General features: G+C 60.8%; 11 protein-coding genes. 5 read left to right on the top strand and 6 right to left on the bottom strand.

The genetic code is table 11. The annotated features are described in order from the left end of the window. The first annotated feature begins 82 nt into the window (after window positions 1-82). Window positions 83-1,213, top strand: coding sequence for a carbon-nitrogen hydrolase family protein (locus tag AC3IX1_RS09590; RefSeq protein WP_489387971.1), 1,131 nt, complete (start codon window positions 83-85; stop codon window positions 1,211-1,213). 3 nt (window positions 1,214-1,216) lie between these two features. Continuing rightward, window positions 1,217-2,257, top strand: a complete 1,041-nt coding sequence (locus AC3IX1_RS09585) for an AraC family transcriptional regulator (RefSeq protein ID WP_489387970.1) — start codon at window positions 1,217-1,219, stop codon at window positions 2,255-2,257. 344 nt (window positions 2,258-2,601) lie between these two features. Here AC3IX1_RS09585 and AC3IX1_RS09580 read toward each other — a convergent pair whose 3' ends face one another. The 3 genes from AC3IX1_RS09580 to AC3IX1_RS09570 form a co-directional block, all read right to left on the bottom strand. Then, window positions 2,602-3,447 (bottom strand): DUF2242 domain-containing protein, encoded by an 846-nt coding sequence (locus AC3IX1_RS09580; protein ID WP_489387969.1) that lies wholly within the window; start codon window positions 3,445-3,447, stop codon window positions 2,602-2,604. Between the two features lie 230 nt (window positions 3,448-3,677). Then, the gene (ltrA, locus tag AC3IX1_RS09575; RefSeq protein WP_489387968.1) at window positions 3,678-4,994 is read right to left on the bottom strand and encodes a group II intron reverse transcriptase/maturase; all 1,317 of its coding nucleotides are present in this window, start codon (window positions 4,992-4,994) and stop codon (window positions 3,678-3,680) included. Window positions 4,995-5,469: 475 nt separating this feature from the next. Then, window positions 5,470-6,933, bottom strand: coding sequence for a glyceraldehyde-3-phosphate dehydrogenase (locus tag AC3IX1_RS09570; protein WP_223454470.1), 1,464 nt, complete (start codon window positions 6,931-6,933; stop codon window positions 5,470-5,472). A 363-nt stretch (window positions 6,934-7,296) separates the two neighbouring features. On the opposite strand from AC3IX1_RS09570, the gene mfd reads away from it, so the two are divergent. Genes mfd through AC3IX1_RS09555 form a run of 3 tightly spaced genes read left to right on the top strand, consistent with a single transcriptional unit; the run spans window position 7,297 to window position 14,035 of the window. After that, window positions 7,297-10,746, top strand: a complete 3,450-nt coding sequence (gene mfd, locus AC3IX1_RS09565) for a transcription-repair coupling factor (RefSeq protein WP_489387967.1) — start codon at window positions 7,297-7,299, stop codon at window positions 10,744-10,746. A 10-nt stretch (window positions 10,747-10,756) separates the two neighbouring features. Continuing rightward, complete coding sequence (locus AC3IX1_RS09560; RefSeq protein WP_489387966.1) at window positions 10,757-11,335, top strand: CsiV family protein; 579 nt, start codon at window positions 10,757-10,759, stop codon at window positions 11,333-11,335. Between the two features lie 6 nt (window positions 11,336-11,341). Beyond that, window positions 11,342-14,035, top strand: coding sequence for an SNF2-related protein (locus AC3IX1_RS09555; RefSeq protein ID WP_489387965.1), 2,694 nt, complete (start codon window positions 11,342-11,344; stop codon window positions 14,033-14,035). A gap of 140 nt (window positions 14,036-14,175) precedes the next feature. Here AC3IX1_RS09555 and AC3IX1_RS09550 read toward each other — a convergent pair whose 3' ends face one another. From AC3IX1_RS09550 to AC3IX1_RS09540, 3 genes are all read right to left on the bottom strand, one after another. Beyond that, complete coding sequence (locus tag AC3IX1_RS09550) at window positions 14,176-14,913, bottom strand: S-methyl-5'-thioinosine phosphorylase (protein WP_007991412.1); 738 nt, start codon at window positions 14,911-14,913, stop codon at window positions 14,176-14,178. A 12-nt stretch (window positions 14,914-14,925) separates the two neighbouring features. Continuing rightward, window positions 14,926-15,936, bottom strand: a complete 1,011-nt coding sequence (nagZ, locus tag AC3IX1_RS09545) for a beta-N-acetylhexosaminidase (protein ID WP_489387964.1) — start codon at window positions 15,934-15,936, stop codon at window positions 14,926-14,928. Between the two features lie 158 nt (window positions 15,937-16,094). After that, on the bottom strand, window positions 16,095-16,802 hold the full coding sequence (locus AC3IX1_RS09540; protein ID WP_489387963.1) for a TetR/AcrR family transcriptional regulator: 708 nt from the start codon (window positions 16,800-16,802) through the stop codon (window positions 16,095-16,097). Between the last annotated feature and the right edge of the window lie 15 nt (window positions 16,803-16,817).

The raw sequence follows: 16,817 nt of genomic DNA, 5'->3' as shown, positions 1-16,817 counted from the left end.
ACCAAGCCCTTGATTCCTTTTATGCTCGATCCAGCTCCAAATCAAAAGCCACGCCCGGCTCCAGGCTGTAAACTGTTTCCCCATGCGCAAACTTTTGTACCTGACATTTTCCATGGCATTGCTCGCCGCCCTCACGACCTACGCAATGTGGGCCGCAGACCGGCCGGCGGGTCATTACCTTTCGGACCTGCGGATCAACCTGGCTGTCGACCAGGGCACGCCTGCGGACCGTGGCAATCTGCTGGGCATCCAGCCCGAACTGTTTCCTACCGATTATCAAAGCCCCGAGCGTTTGCACCGCAAGCTCGCGGCTTATCTGCAAGCAGCCCGGGACCAGGGTTTGTTGAACGGCAAGACCATCGTCGTGCTGCCGGAACACGTCGGTACCTGGCTGATGGTCAGCGGCGAGAAGGATGAGCTGTACCAGGCCAGCACCCTCAAGGAGGCCATGAACTGGCTGGCAGTGAGCAATCCCCTGAAGTTCGCCAAGGCGTTGATCAGCGCCGAGGGCGGCAACCGTCTGGACGATGCCCACCTGCGCATGAAAGCCAAGGCGATGGCCAGGGACTACCAGGCCTTGTTCGGAGGGCTGGCCAGGGAATTCCACGTGACGCTTGTCGCGGGCTCCATCGTGCTGCCCGAACCAAGCATCATCGACGGCACCTTGAAAATCGGCCGCGGCGCGCTGTACAACAGCAGCGTGGTATTCAACAGCGAAGGCCTGCCGATCGGCCAGCCCCAGCGCCAGATGCACCCGTTCTTCGCAGAACAGAACGGGATCAAGGCGAACGACGAGCGCTCGCTCAACGTCGTTGATACCCCCGCAGGAAGGTTGGGCATATTGATTGGCCACGACAGCTGGTACCCGGAAAACTACCTCAAGCTCAACGACCAAAGCGTACAGCTGATTGCGGTACCGGCCTTTGTTGCCGGCCGTGGCACCTGGGATCAACCCTGGCGCGGCTACAAGGGGGCCTCGGCGCCGGCGTCGGTCAACTTCAAGCCTGGAGAACTCAGTGAAGGCCAGGCCTGGCAGCGCCTGACCCTCACGACCCGGATGCCGGCCAGTCAGGCTGTCGCAGGCATGAGTGTGTTCCTGCGGGGTCAATTCTGGGACCAGGGCAGCGCCGGACGCAGTTTCCTCAGCAGCAACGGCCAGCACTTTGCCGATGGCAACGCCCATGGTGCGCGCTTGCTGAACCTCTGGTTGTAAGCCATGAATCCACAGCCGATGCGCCTCGGCGATCTGTCGGTGGGCTTTGTTCATAGCCTGGCCGATGCCGTGCGCAGTCATGGCGTCGATCCCCAGCCGCTGCTCGAACAATACGGCCTTGATGCCGCGCGCCTGAGCGAAGCCGGAGCCCGACTGTCGATACCGCGCTACATGCGCCTGGGCCACAGCGCCATTCAACTGACCGACAACCCGGCCCTTGGCTTGCGCATGGGCCGGCTCAGCCGCCTGAGCCAGGCCGGCCTCGCTGGCGTCACTGCGGCCCAGGCGCCGACGGTACGAGAAGCCGCCCGCTGCCTGATTCGATTCGAAGCCTTGTACGGCTCCAATTATCGGGGTCAATCAAGCTTTCACGAAGACGCCCAGGGCGCCTGGCTGCGCTTCTATTCGATCAGTCCCTATAACGCCTACAACCGCTTTGTGGTGGATTCGATCATCGCCGGCTGGTTGCAGCAATTGTCCAGTGTCAGCCCTGCTCCGCTGCGCGCCGAACGCATCGAGATCGAATTCGAAGAGCCCGTTTACCGCGCGGCCTATGACGTGTTGGGTGACTGTCCGATTCAGTTTGGCGGCGAACGCAATCAACTGCGCTTGAGCCTGGCAAGTCTCGCCCAGCGCAACCCCGAGCATTGCCCGAGTACCTGGCGGCATTTACTGCAACTGTGTGAGCGGGAACTGGAGCAACTGACACGCACCCGCAGTCTGCGCGAACGCATCATCGCGCTGCTGGGACCCTTGCTCAATGGTGGCCGGGAGCCCGACCTGCAAGAGGTGGCGGCACGCCTGAAGCTGCCCACCTGGACCTTGCGCCGCAAGCTCGCCGATGAAGGCACGCAGTTTCGTGCAATTCTCAACGACACCCGCCGCGACCTGGCCATGACTTACATACGCGACACCGAACTGGCGTTCGGAGAGATCGCCTACCTGCTGGGCTTTGCCTCAGCCGAAGCGTTTCAACGCGCATACAAACGCTGGAACGGGCAGACACCCGGCGAATTTCGCCGTAGTCATCGCCAATCCGCCTGATGCCTACAACTCGGTAGCGTCTTCCGCCGGCTCCAGTGGGTCCAGTTCGAAAGCCTGGTACTCGAGCAGCTCTTCTTGATAATCGTCCATTTTTGAATCCCCCAACCCGTATTGAAAAACGCCTGAATAAATGACCAATTCCCTGAGCATAAAGTGCCCGCATGAAAGAAAAATGACGCGGACACGACACTCTGTCGCTACTGAATAAAACGTAGCAGCTGGTCAGGAATTTATCATTGGTTTTTTCGCGCAAGGCCGCAGAACAGCGAACCTGGTTGATACGGGTCAATCTTTTCGCCCGCTACGGGATCGTTACTCGTTGGCCGATCCCGTAACGTGATCGATCACTGGCCAGAGACAGGAATCGCCGGAATCGGCTCGCTCGGCGGCGGCATGTCCGTCGGGTTCGTCGGTGGCGTGATGGTTTCTGCCGAAGGTGCCGGCTCTGCGTTCTGAACCGGGGTAATCGGTGCCGCTTCAGGCGGCGGAGCAACCGGCTCGGAGGCCGCTGGAACCGCTTCAACGGGTGCAGGTGCTGGTGCAGCAGGCTCTACAGCAGGAGCCGCTGCCGGGGCCGGCACCAGCGGTGCCGGGGCCGCTTTGGCTTCAGGCATGCCCAGGTCCGTTTTCGGTTTTTCGGGGATGTGCGCAGCCTTTTTCGCTTCCGGCGGCAGGAACAGCTCGACCAGTGCGAAGAAACGTTCGTAGAACTTGGCAGACGATACGGTCTCGCTGGCGACCTTGACCATCGAGTCATCGGAGGAGCCGATCGGCATCGACACCGAGCCCAACACACCCACGCCGAGACTGGCGGAATTGTTGGTCTTCTTCAGCGCATAACGATCCTGCAGGGCATTGGCGAATACGGTCGCGCGGTGCCCTTCGCTGCCGTCATCGGTACACACCACGTTGAAGCTGATCTCCATGTGATTCTCGCCGGTCTGCTGGAAGCTCTTGTGACCGCTGACCAGCTTCGGATCGTTGCTGGTGATGATGTAACCCTGGCTGAGCAAGGCGCGACGGGCGGCTTCACAGCTCTGGGTATCGGTGACCGGGTAGTTTCGGGAAAAGGTACCGGAGTCGTCGAAATTCTCATGCTCATAGATGGCGGTCTTGTTCGATGAACAACCGGCCGCAGTGGCAAGCACGGCTGCCAACCCGACAACCCGCATGGGAAGTGATTTAAACATTGAACATCCTGAGGAAAACGGTTCGGGGCGTATTGTGCAACAGATCGATGCTTAGCGGAGCATCGATCGTGTCTTAAAACGGTTACAGGCTGATTGACCCCGGTTTTGCGCAAAAGTCACCGCGGCAAATGACGTACGGCCAATCGGCATAGGGGGCGGCCTTCACAGGCCGCTCCCCTGCCACACCACCCGGCATGCGGGTCCGCACCGGGCGGTTCGAGAGATTGAGGTTATGAGAGTCGCACCAATCCCAGCCTGTCAAACCACGCCACGTCTAGCACTCGATTGAGCTCAAAGCGGCTGTTACGCCACCAACTATAAGAGTTAGCCGCCACTTTCCGTGCCGATTGGCTACTGGCTCCCAGCGCCCGCAGTTCGCGATAAATCGTCGGACCACGCCTCCATTGTTTAAGCTGGATCGCTCGTAATCGATGCCGCATCCACTCATCTAGCCCTCGCCAGACTTTCGGTGTTTGTGACAACCCGAAGTAAGCTTTCCAGCCCAAGAGGTAGGGTCGTAGATTCTCGACAACTTGCCGCAGACTGCGACCACCCGAGCGACGCGTGAGTTCACGTACCCGTTGTTTGAACTGCTTGCGCGCCTTGATCGCCACTGCTCTTTTGACGCCTTGTACAGAGGCCCAGAAGGCGTACCCAAGAAACTTGCGACCAAATGCACTCGTCACCGCGCTCTTGCTCGCGTTGACGCTCAAGTGCAGCTTTTCATACAAACGCCTCAGCAAGATCATCACCCGCTGGCCCGCCTTGTGACTGCGAACATACACATTCGCATCGTCGGCATAGCGCACGAAGCAATGACCTCGGTGTTCAAGCTCCCGACCCACTTCGTCCAGCAGCACGTTCGCCAGCAGCGGTGACAGCGGACCGCCTTGCGGCGCCCCGCAACGGCTTTTCTCGACCGCGCCATTGATCTGCGTTCCCGCATCCAGATACGCCCGGATCAGTCGCATAACCGCCCGATCCGCAATCCGCTTGCGTAAACGATCAATCAAAATATCGTGGTCGACCCGGTCGAAGAACTTCTCCAGATCCACATCCACCACCACTTTGAGACCCGAGGACACATGACGCTGGGCAGCTAAAACAGCGTCCTGCGCGCAGCGTCCCGGACGAAAGCCGTAGCTGTGTTCACTGAAAGTTGGATCGAGCAATGGCTGCAAGACCTGCAGCAGTGCTTGTTGGATCAGACGGTCGATGACCGTCGGGATACCCAACTCACGTTGACCGCCGTCAGGCTTGGGAATGGCCACTCGTCGTACCGGACTGGGCCGGTAGATACCTGAAAGAAGCTGTTCACGAATCCCTGCCCACTGGGTTAGCAAGTGTTCGGCGGTCTGCTCAATATCCAGACCATCGACTCCCGCTGCACCCTTGTTGGCCTTGACCCGTTTCCACGCCCGTTTCAGGTTTTCTCTTGCAAAGGCCCGTTCCAGCAGCCCTTGCCCTGCGTTGTCGGATTCATCTTGCGGGCGATTGACCTCGTCGCTGACAGGACTTCTCACGGCTTCACCGCTCGTTATCTCCATCCGCCCCGCGTTTGGCAGGCATCTGACTTCCGGCTTCTCGCATCAACATGGCCTATAACGCTTTCTCTCGTTCGGCCCTTCGTCAAAAAAAAGACTACTACGGCCTCTGCTGACTTCTCGCTCCGGCTGATGCCGTCGCCCTTTCAGGCACAAGGCGAGATCTCCCCAGGTAAGAACGCAATCCTTCCCCGCACAACCGCCGGATTTACGATGCCGCCCTTTGACCACAAGAGCTTTGCGATTTGCTGCCCGCTCGCCCTGGTCGACATAGCCTTGTATCCGGTTCTTGTCCATCGGCTCACGGTTTCGATTCACGCTTCCTCCCCACACTCGGTCGCCCTAATGCAGTTGCGCTTCACTTCGTTCGCTGTGGTCAGCTCACGGTGGGACTTCCACCCACAAGATTGCGCCCATGCTGGGCGCACAACAAAAACGCCCCGAGCAAGGTCGGGGCGTTTTCATGTGCGGCTAAGGCTTAGCGCGGGAATGCTGGCGGGTTTACACCGGCCATGTCTTCCATCACGCGAACCACCTGGCAGCTGTAACCGAACTCGTTGTCGTACCAAACGTACAGAACAACGCGGTTATCCTGGGTGATGGTCGCTTCAGCGTCCACAACGCCTGCGTGGCGCGAGCCAACGAAGTCGGTAGAAACCACTTCCTGGGAGCTCACGTAGTCGATCTGCTTGTGCAGATCCGAGTGCATGGCCATCTGGCGCAGGTACTCGTTGATCTCTTCGCGAGTGGTGGCCTTTTCCAGGTTCAGGTTCAGGATGGCCATCGACACGTTCGGCGTAGGAACGCGAATCGCGTTGCCGGTCAGCTTGCCCTTGAGCACTGGCAGCGCCTTGGCGGCTGCGGTGGCGGCACCGGTCTCGGTGATTACCATGTTCAGCGGCGCGGCGCGGCCACGACGGCTGCCCTTGTGGAAGTTGTCGATCAGGTTCTGGTCGTTGGTGAACGAGTGAACGGTTTCGACGTGGCCGTTGATGATGCCGTACTTGTCGTTGACTGCCTTGAGCACCGGCACGATGGCGTTGGTGGTGCAGGAAGCCGCCGAGATGATCTTGTCGTCAGGGGTGATGTCGCCATGGTTGATGCCGTGCACGATGTTCTTCAGCGCGCCCTTGCCAGGTGCGGTGAGGATCACGCGGGCAGCGCCCGGGCAGGCCAGGTGCTGGCCCAGGCCGTCAGCGTCACGCCATACACCGGTGTTGTCGACGATCAGAGCGTTTTCGATGCCGTACTGGGTGTAGTCGACTTCGGCCGGGCTCTTGGCGTAGATAACCTGGATCAGGTTGCCGTTGGCGGTGATGGTGTTGTTGGCTTCATCGATGGTGATGGTGCCATCGAACGGACCATGGACCGAGTCGCGACGCAGCAGGCTGGCACGCTTGACCAGGTCGTTCTCGGCGCCCTTGCGGACAACGATGGCGCGCAGGCGCAGGCCGTCGCCGCCACCGGTTTTCTCGATCAGGATGCGCGCCAGCAGACGGCCGATACGACCGAAGCCGTACAGGACAACGTCGGTGCCTTTGCGGGCCGATGCGTTTTGCTGGCCAACCACGTCAGCCAGTTCTTCACGGACGAACTGCTCGGCAGTACGGCCATTGCCTTCGGCCTTGAATTTGGCCGCCAGCTTGCCCAGGTCCACCGAAGCGGCGCCGAGCTTGAGTTCGCTCATCGCCTTGATCAGCGGGAATGTTTCGTGGACGGACAGCTCGCTTTCGTCGGACTGACGGTGACGAGCAAAGCGGTGAGCTTTGAGAATCGCAATGACTGAACGATTGATCAGGCTGCGGCCATAGATCGAGCTCACCACGTTGTTATTGCGGTAGAGCTGACCGATAAGCGGAATCATCGCTTCTGCGAGTGCTTCACGGTCGATCCATTCACCAAGACACTGGTCGGGCTTCTGAGTCACGGGAACCTTCCACATGTAGGGGCAGAAAAAAGGGGCTACATTATGCCGCCGAGTGACAGCGGTAGCAATGCGCGCCCGTCGTGCTTTACGTAACAATTCGTCGTTCAAAAAAATTACGCCCCGCGCAAACCCAATAAAACCGGGGCTTGCAGCGCAGTCAATTTTTTGGAGGTCACGCTTCGTTGTCCGTAACCCTCCGTAACACTCGTTGTTTTTGCCACTACATATTCAGTAATTACTGGCAAAAAACCGCCGAATTTTGTCTTTACCACTACATTTCACCAAACCTGCGCTTTAGAAGCAGTCAGCAACTGACAGGCGGCATCGTTGACCGCTACAATTGCCGACTTTGTCGCAACGCTTGGAGCTCAACCTTCCGTGCCCGTTCTGCGTCTACCGCTTCTCCCTGCCGCGGCAGGTAAACAGCACTGGGGCAACCTGCCCGGTGCCGCCCTGAGCCTGGCCATCGCCGAGGCCGCCAGCGCCGCCAAGCGCTTTACCCTGCTGCTGACCGCCGACAGCCAAAGTGCCGAACGGCTGGAACAGGAGCTGGGTTTCTTCGCCCCGGATTTGCCCGTATTGCACTTTCCCGATTGGGAAACCCTGCCCTACGACCTGTTCTCGCCGCACCAGGACATCATTTCCCAGCGCATTGCCAGCCTGTACCGGCTGCCGGAATTGAGCCATGGCGTGCTGGTGGTGCCGATCACGACCGCCCTGCATCGCCTCGCGCCGACCAAATTCCTGCTCGGCAGCAGCCTGGTGCTGGATATCGGCCAGAAGCTCGACGTCGAGCAAATGCGCACCCGCCTTGAAGCCACGGGCTATCGCTACGTCGATACGGTGTATGAGCACGGCGAGTTCACCGTTCGCGGTTCACTGATCGATCTGTTCCCGATGGGCAGCAAACTGCCGTATCGCATCGATCTGTTCGACGACGAAATCGAAACCCTGCGCACCTTCGACCCGGAGAACCAGCGTTCGATCGACAAAGTCGACTCGGTCAAGCTGTTGCCGGCCAGGGAATTCCCGCTGCAGAAAGAAGCGGTCACTCGCTTCAAGGCGCGGTTCCGCGAGCGCTTCGACGTCGATTTCCGCCGTTGCCCGATCTTCCAGGACTTGAGCAGCGGGATTACCCCGGCCGGTATCGAGTACTACCTGCCGCTGTTCTTCGAAGAAACCTCCACGTTGTTCGATTACCTGCCCCAGGACACCCAAGTATTCTCGCTGCCCGGCATCGAGCAGGCCGCGGAAAACTTCTGGAACGACGTGCGCAATCGCTATGAAGAACGCCGCGTCGACCCGTCCCGTCCTTTATTACCACCCGCCGAACTGTTCCTGCCGGTGGAAGACTGCTTCGCGCGCCTGAAGAACTGTCCGCGCGTGGTGGCCAGTCAACAGGACGTGGAAAGCGGTAGCGGTCGCGAACGTTTCCCGGCTCGCGAGTTGCCCAACCTGGCGATCGAAGCCAAGGCCACCCAACCGTTGGCGGCACTGGCGGACTTCCTCGACCAGTTCCCCGGTCGCGTGTTGTTTACCGCCGAATCGGCAGGCCGCCGCGAAGTGCTGCTGGAGCTGCTGGAACGCCTGAAGCTGCGACCGAAAACCGTCGACAGCTGGCCGGACTTTGTCGCCGGCAAGGAACGCCTGGCGATCACCATCGCCCCGCTCGACGAAGGCTTGCTGCTCGACGACCCGGCCCTGGCCCTCGTCGCCGAAAGCCCGTTGTTCGGCCAGCGCGTGATGCAGCGTCGTCGCCGCGAAAAACGCGCCGACGCCAACAACGATGCCGTCATCAAGAACCTCACCGAACTGCGCGAGGGTGCACCGGTGGTGCACATTGACCACGGCGTCGGCCGATACCTGGGCCTGGCGACCCTGGAAATCGACAGCCAGACCGCTGAATTCCTCGCCCTGGAATACGCCGAAGGCGCAAAACTTTATGTGCCGGTGGCCAACCTGCACCTGATCGCCCGTTACACCGGCAGCGACGACGCCCTGGCCCCGCTGCACCGCCTCGGCTCCGAAACCTGGCAGAAAGCCAAGCGCAAGGCCGCCGAACAAGTGCGCGACGTGGCCGCCGAGTTGCTCGACATTTATGCACGCCGCGCCGCCCGTGAAGGCTATGCCTTCGCTGACCCGAAAGCCGACTACGCCACCTTCAGCGCCAGTTTCCCGTTCGAAGAAACACCGGACCAGCAAACCACCATCGAAGCGGTGCGCGAGGACATGCTCGCGCCCAAGCCGATGGATCGCCTGGTGTGCGGCGACGTCGGCTTCGGCAAGACCGAAGTGGCGATGCGCGCCGCGTTCATTGCCGTGCACGGGGGTCGCCAGGTAGCGATTCTGGTGCCGACCACCCTGCTCGCCCAGCAACACTACAACAGCTTTCGCGACCGCTTCGCCGACTGGCCAGTGACCGTGGAAGTGATGAGCCGCTTCAAGTCGGCCAAGGAAGTGAATGCGGCGGTCGCGGACCTGGCCGAAGGCAAGATCGACATCGTCATCGGCACGCACAAGCTGCTGCAGGACGACGTGAAGATCAAAAACCTCGGGCTGGTGATCATCGACGAGGAACACCGTTTCGGCGTGCGCCAGAAAGAACAGCTCAAGGCCCTGCGCAGCGAAGTCGACATCCTGACCCTGACCGCCACGCCGATTCCTCGCACGCTGAACATGGCGGTGTCGGGCATGCGCGACCTGTCGATCATCGCCACGCCGCCGGCCCGCCGCCTGTCGGTCCGCACTTTCGTCATGGAGCAGAACAAGAGCACGGTCAAAGAGGCCTTGCTGCGTGAGTTGCTGCGTGGCGGCCAGGTCTACTACTTGCACAACGACGTGAAGACCATCGAGAAATGCGCCGCCGACCTCGCCGAACTGGTGCCGGAAGCACGGATCGGCATCGGCCATGGGCAGATGCGTGAACGTGATCTCGAACAAGTGATGAGCGACTTCTACCACAAGCGCTTCAACGTGCTGATCGCCTCGACCATCATCGAGACCGGTATCGACGTGCCAAGCGCCAACACCATTATCATCGAGCGCGCCGACAAGTTCGGCCTGGCACAGTTGCACCAGTTGCGCGGCCGGGTCGGTCGCAGCCACCACCAGGCGTACGCCTACCTGCTGACGCCGCCACGCCAGCAAATCACCCCGGACGCGGAAAAGCGCCTGGAAGCGATTGCCAATACCCAGGACCTCGGCGCGGGTTTCGTGCTCGCCACCAACGACCTGGAAATCCGCGGCGCCGGCGAACTGCTCGGCGACGGTCAGAGCGGGCAGATCCAGGCAGTCGGTTTCACGCTGTACATGGAGATGCTCGAACGCGCGGTGAAGTCGATCCGCAAGGGCGAGCAGCCGAACCTCGATCAACCGCTCGGCGGCGGTCCGGAAGTCAACTTGCGCGTGCCGGCGTTGATCCCGGAAGACTACCTGCCGGATGTCCACGCCCGCCTGATTCTCTACAAGCGCATTGCCTCGGCCACCGACGAGGACGGTCTCAAGGATTTGCAGGTGGAGATGATCGACCGTTTCGGCCTGTTGCCGGAACCGACCAAGAACCTGATCCGCATCACTGCATTGAAATTGCAGGCCGAGCAACTGGGCATCAAGAAAGTCGATGGCGGCCCCCAGGGCGGTCGCGTCGAGTTCGCCGCACAGACGCCGGTCGACCCGCTGACCCTGATCAAACTGATCCAGAGCCAGCCAAAACGCTACAAATTCGAAGGCGCCACGATGTTCAAGTTCATGGTTCCGATGGAGCGCCCGGAAGAGCGCTTTAATACTGTAGAGGCGCTGTTCGAGCGCCTCGTTCCGAAAACTGCTTGAAGGACGCCGCATGCGCCTGTTTCGCTCACTGACCCTGCTGACCCTGTTGATGCCAACGCTGGTCGCACCCACGGCATTTGCCGATGACCTGTATCAGGTCGAAATGATTCTGGTCCGTCAAAACGCCGTACCGGCGATTGTCAGCCGCGCCGCACCGGAAGACTGGGCGGCTGGCGCCCAACCGGTCAGCCCCGACAGCCTGCGCACGCCAAGCCTCAATGGCGAGGTGGAAAAACTCACCAGCAGCGCCGACTACACGGTGTTGCTGCACAAGGCCTGGCAACAGCCCCTCGGAGAAACGGCCAGCAAAGTGGCGATCAGCGACGGCGAGGAACAATATGGTCAGTTCCCGATCGAGGGCACGCTGAACATGAAGCTGGGACGCTTTACCGACGTCGACGCCGATTTCTGGGTCAACCAGATCGATGCCAATGGCATGGTGACCGCCAGCGAGCGCCTGAAACAGGAAAGCCACACCAAGAACGGCCAGTTGAACTTCCTCGACAACGGCCACCTCGGCCTGCTGATCAAGATCACTTCGCTGACCGCCCCCGCACCCCGAGCAGCTCCCGAAGAAATTCCGGACTGATTCCCTATGTCCGCGACCCTGAGCAAACCCCTCGCACCGTCCTGGGTCAGCCGATTCAAAGAACAGAGCCTGGAGCGTGGCCGCCGTTACGCGCTGGAGAATCGTGTCAGGATCGTCGAGGCCGGCGACGCAACCATCGTCGCCGCGTGTGAAGGCTCGGGCGGTAACGTTTACCGTCAGACCATTCGCCTGCGCGAGTCAGCCAAAGGCACTCTGCTGATGGTCGACGCCACCTGCTCCTGCCCGGTCCACAACAACTGCAAACATTGCGCGGCGGTGCTCCTGCAAGTGCAGGAAACCCTCGACTACCCCGCTGCCGCCAAAGACGCCGAACTCTTGGAAAAACTCCAGGCAGTCCTGGAAAACCGCAGCCCGAAAGCCCCGCCACAAGTGCTGGTGGACAACGTGCAACCAGTACCGCGCCTGTGGCTGGCCAGCATCGAGTTCAGCGCGTTCGAACCGCGCAACGGCCGGATGCAGCGTTACATCCAGCATCGCGCGGCGTTGTCTTTCAGCTACCTGGACGAGTACGTTTGCGGGCAGAAAAACACCGATATCCTGATTCGCCAGGAAACCCAGACGCTGCGGATAAAACGCCACCCGGACGTGGAACAGTCCTACCGGGAACAGTTGCGAATCCTCGGCTTCAAAGTCGCCACCCGGCAAAGCAAGGCCTTGCCGGAAAGCGCCGGCGAGCTGTTCGAGATGGTCAATGACAGCGCCTGGCTGACCTTTACCCTCAATGAACTGCCGAAGTTGCGCACCCAGGGCTGGGAATTGCAGATCGACGAGGAGTTCGGTTTCGACCTGACGGCGGTAGACGACTGGTACGCCACCGTTGAACAAGCACCGGAGCGCGACTGGTTCGACCTGGAACTGGGGATCATCGTCAACGGCGAACGCCTGAGCCTGTTGCCGATCCTGCTCAACCTGATGCGCTCCCACACCGAAATCCTCAACCCGGAACGCCTTGCCCGACGCCGCGACGACGAGCTGATCCTGGTCAACATCCCCAATCGCCCGAACTCCGAGCACGGCCCGCTGCAAGTCGCCCTGCCCTTCGGCCGCTTGAAGCCGGTACTGGCCACCCTCGGCGAGTTCTACCTGCAGGAGCCCGGCGACACCACGCTGCGCCTGAGCAAGGCCGATGCCACGCGCCTGAACCCGCTGGAAGACATGCCACTGCTCTGGGAGGGTGGCGAACAGATCCGCACCTTTGCCCAGCGCCTGCGCGACATCAAGGACCACACGGCCATCGCCCCGGAAGGCCTGAATGCGACGCTGCGTCCGTATCAGCTTGAAGGCTTGAGCTGGATGCAATCGCTGCGGCAGCTGGAAGTGGGTGGAATTCTCGCGGACGACATGGGCCTGGGCAAAACCCTACAGACACTGGCACACGTGCTGAGCGAGAAAAACGCCGGCCGCCTCGATCGGCCGTGCATGGTGGTGATGCCGACCAGCCTGATCCCCAACTGGCTCGACGAAGCGGCGCACTTTACGCCGCAGCTCAAGGTACTGGCGCTGTACGGCGCCGGCCGCAAAAAACACTTCGACAAGCTGGCTGATTACGATCTGATTCTGACCACCTATGCGCTACTGCCCAAGGATGTCGAACGCCTGGCGGCGCAGCCCTTGCACATACTGGTGCTGGACGAAGCGCAATACATCAAGAACCCGACCAGCAAGGCCGCCCAGGCAGCCCGCGAGCTCAATGCCCGGCAGCGCCTGTGCCTGAGCGGCACACCGCTGGAAAACCATCTCGGGGAACTCTGGTCACTGTTTCACTTCCTCTTGCCAGGCTGGCTGGGCGACGTCAAAAGCTTCAACCGCGATTACCGTGTGCCGATTGAAAAACGCACCAGCGAGGTCAGGCTCCAGCACCTCAACGGCCGGATCAAACCGTTCCTGCTGCGCCGCACCAAGGAACAGGTGGCCACCGAGTTGCCGCCGAAAACCGAGATCATCCACTGGGTCGAACTCAACGAGGCCCAGCGCGACGTGTACGAAACCATGCGCCTGGCCATGGACAAGAAAGTCCGCGACGAGATCACCCGCAAAGGCGTGGCCCGCAGCCAGATCATCATTCTCGAAGCCCTGCTCAAACTGCGTCAGGTGTGCTGCGACTTGCGCCTGGTCAACGAGGCGACCCTGCCAAGCCGTGGCAGCACGTCAGGCAAGCTCGACAGCCTGATGGAAATGCTCGAGGAATTGTTCGAGGAAGGTCGGCGGATCCTGCTGTTCTCGCAGTTCACTTCAATGCTGTCACTGATCGAAGACGAACTGAACAAACGCGGCGTGGCCTACGCCCTGCTGACCGGCCAGACCCGCGACCGCCGCACCCCGGTGAAGGAATTCCAGAGTGGCAAGCGTCAGATTTTTCTGATCAGCCTGAAGGCCGGTGGCGTTGGCCTGAACCTGACCGAAGCGGACACGGTGATTCATTACGACCCGTGGTGGAACCCGGCGACGGAAAACCAGGCGACCGACCGGGCGTATCGCATCGGCCAGGAGAAACCGGTGTTCGTTTACAAACTGATTGCGCGCGGCACGGTAGAAGAGAAGATTCAGCACCTGCAAAAAGAAAAATCCGACCTCGCGGCCGGCGTGCTGGATGGGCGCAAGGCCGGGGACTGGAAACTGCAGAGCGATGATATTGAGGCGCTGTTTGCGCCGCTGCCGGAAAACCTTGAAAAACGTTGAGATCTGCGGCGCTTTTTAGTCCGCCATCGCGAGCAAGCTCGCTCCCACAGGTTCAGTGGTGTCCGCAAAAATTGTGTTCGACGCGGACACTGTGGGAGCGAGCTTGCTCGCGATGAAGTCAACTCGGTATCAAGCGGGCCTCAACCCTTGAGCACCCGCGCCAATGTCGATTTCACCTTGCCCATGCCGTCATGCAACGCCTGCTCGATCTCGGCCATGGTGATCACCGCCGTCGACTTGCCCGCCGCCGGATTCACCACCAGCGCCAGACAGGCGTAATCCAGTTCCAGCTCGCGGGCCAGGGCCGCTTCCGGCATACCGGTCATGCCGACGATGTCGCAGCCATCGCGCTCCAGCCGGGCGATTTCAGCCACTGTCTCCAGGCGCGGTCCCTGAGTGCAGGCATACACGCCATGACTGCTGTAGCCCACACCTTCCGCCGCCAATGCCGCAATCAGTTGCTGACGCAATGGCTCGCTGTAGGGGTAGCTGAAGTCGATATGGGTGACGTGCTCCAGATCATCGGCAAAATAGGTGTGCTCACGACCGCTGGTGTAGTCGATCAACTGATGCGGCACGCAAAAATGCCCTGTGCCCATGGCGGCATGAATACCGCCCACCGCGTTGACCGCCAGAATGGCTTCGGCACCCGCCTGCTTCAGCGCCCAGAGGTTGGCGCGGTAGTTGACCTGATGCGGTGGAAAACGATGCGGGTGGCCGTGACGCGCGAGGAACAGTACTTCCTTGCCGGCATACTCGCCGATCTGAACCTCGGCCGAAGGTGCGCCATAAGGCGTGTCCACTGCCAGTGACTGGCGAATGCTCAGGCCTTCGAGTTGAGTCAGGCCAGTGCCACCGATAATCGCGTAAACCGTCATAACGAACAGTCCTTAATCAATCAATTGAGCTTCTTTGAGCGCACCGACAGCGGCCAGCCAGCGCGGGTCTTGACGGTATTCGGTGCTGGCGAACGACTGGCCGCGCATCCGTGCAATGCGCTCGGAAGGCTTGACCTTCAGGCGTTGCGCAGCGCTCAGGGCCAGTTCGGCGGCCGCACGGTCGTTGCACACCAGGCCCATGTCGCAACCGGCAGTCAGCGCCGCTTCGATACGACTGGCGGCATCGCCGACCACGTGAGCACCCGCCATGGACAGGTCATCACTGAAGATCACGCCATCGAACTGCAACTCGCCGCGCAGGATGTCCTGCAACCAGCGGCGGGAGAAACCGGCGGGCTGGGAATCGACTTGTGGATAAATGACGTGGGCCGGCATGACCGCGGCCAGTTGCTTGCTCAGTTTGGCAAACGGCACCAGGTCATTGGCGCGGATCTCGTCGAGACTGCGTTCGTCGTTGGGAATCGCGACGTGGGAATCCGCCTCAGCCCAACCGTGGCCGGGGAAGTGCTTGCCGGTGGCGGCCATCCCGGCGCTGTTCATCCCGCGGATGAATGCCCCCGCGAGCACGGCAGCGCGCTCGGGAACACCCTCGAACGAACGGGTGCCGACAACGGCGCTGCGCTGGTAATCCAGGTCCAGCACCGGGGCAAAGCTCAGGTCCAGGCCAACGGCCAACACTTCGGTAGCCATGATCCAGCCGCACTGCTCGGCCAGGTATTCGGCGTTCGGGTTGTCGGCAATGGCGCGCATGGCGGGCAATCGCACGAAACCCTGGCGCAGGCGCTGCACACGGCCGCCCTCTTGATCCACCGCCAACAGCAGATCGGGACGAACGGCGCGTATGGCCGCACTCAGCTCACGCACTTGACGCGGATGCTCGATATTGCGGGCAAAGATGATCAGGCCACCCACTTCGGGCTGGCGCAACAATTGGCGATCTTCAGCCGTCAGCCAGGTACCGGCGACGTCCACCATCAACGAGCCTTGCAAGCCAGCAGTCATAGAAATTCCTTGATAACAGAAAACCCGGCCCACACGGATTCGCCGCCAGGGGCTGTGCCCGGCAGGTCGGCGGTATCGATGGGAAACGGGTTCAGAACGAGAGTCGGCATGGGCGGCTAGCTTAGCGGATGTCAGCTGCCGCGCCCACCCGTGTGCGGTTAAACCTTGGCGGCAACCGGTGTCGATTTGCTGCGTGGACGCAACTGTGCCGTGGCCATGGCTGTGTCGGTGACGCCCGATTCGGCGCGCATGCCGGCAGCCAGGAACGGCACCATCAGGCGCATGACCTGCTCGATCGAGGTATTCACGCCGAAATCGGTTTCGGCAATCGCGCGCAAGGCCTTGATACCGGACATGCTGAACGCCGCCGCACCCAGCATGAAGTGCACGCGCCAGAACAATTCGATGGGTGGAATACGCGGAGCCGCCTCGTTGACCAGCATCATGTAGCGGCGAAACACCTTGCCGTACATGTCCTCCAGATAACGCCGCAAGTGCCCCTGGCTCTGACTGAACGCCAGCCCCAGCAAACGCATGAAGATAGACAGGTCGTTACCGCTGCGCGGCTGCACCACCAGCGCCTGCTCGACGAGGATTTCCAGCAACTCTTCGAGTGTCGGCTTGATTTCAGGCCTGGCCTGACGCCGCTCCAGTTCTTTATCGAGGCTGATGCAGAACGGCCCGAGGAACCGCGAGAAAACCGCTTGAATCAACGCCTTCTTCGAACCGAAGTGATAGTTCACCGCCGCCAGGTTGACACCCGCCTTGCTGGTGATCAGACGCAACGAGGTTTCGGCGAAACCTTTTTCCGCGAACAACTGCTCGGCTGCATCAAGAATGCGTTCAACGGTTTCCGACTGGGCCATGGCTACTCCGCCTGA

The sequence above is a fragment of the Pseudomonas sp. KH_046_2 genome, from assembly GCF_057838985.1.
This window is presented reverse-complemented; position numbering and strand designations above follow the sequence as displayed.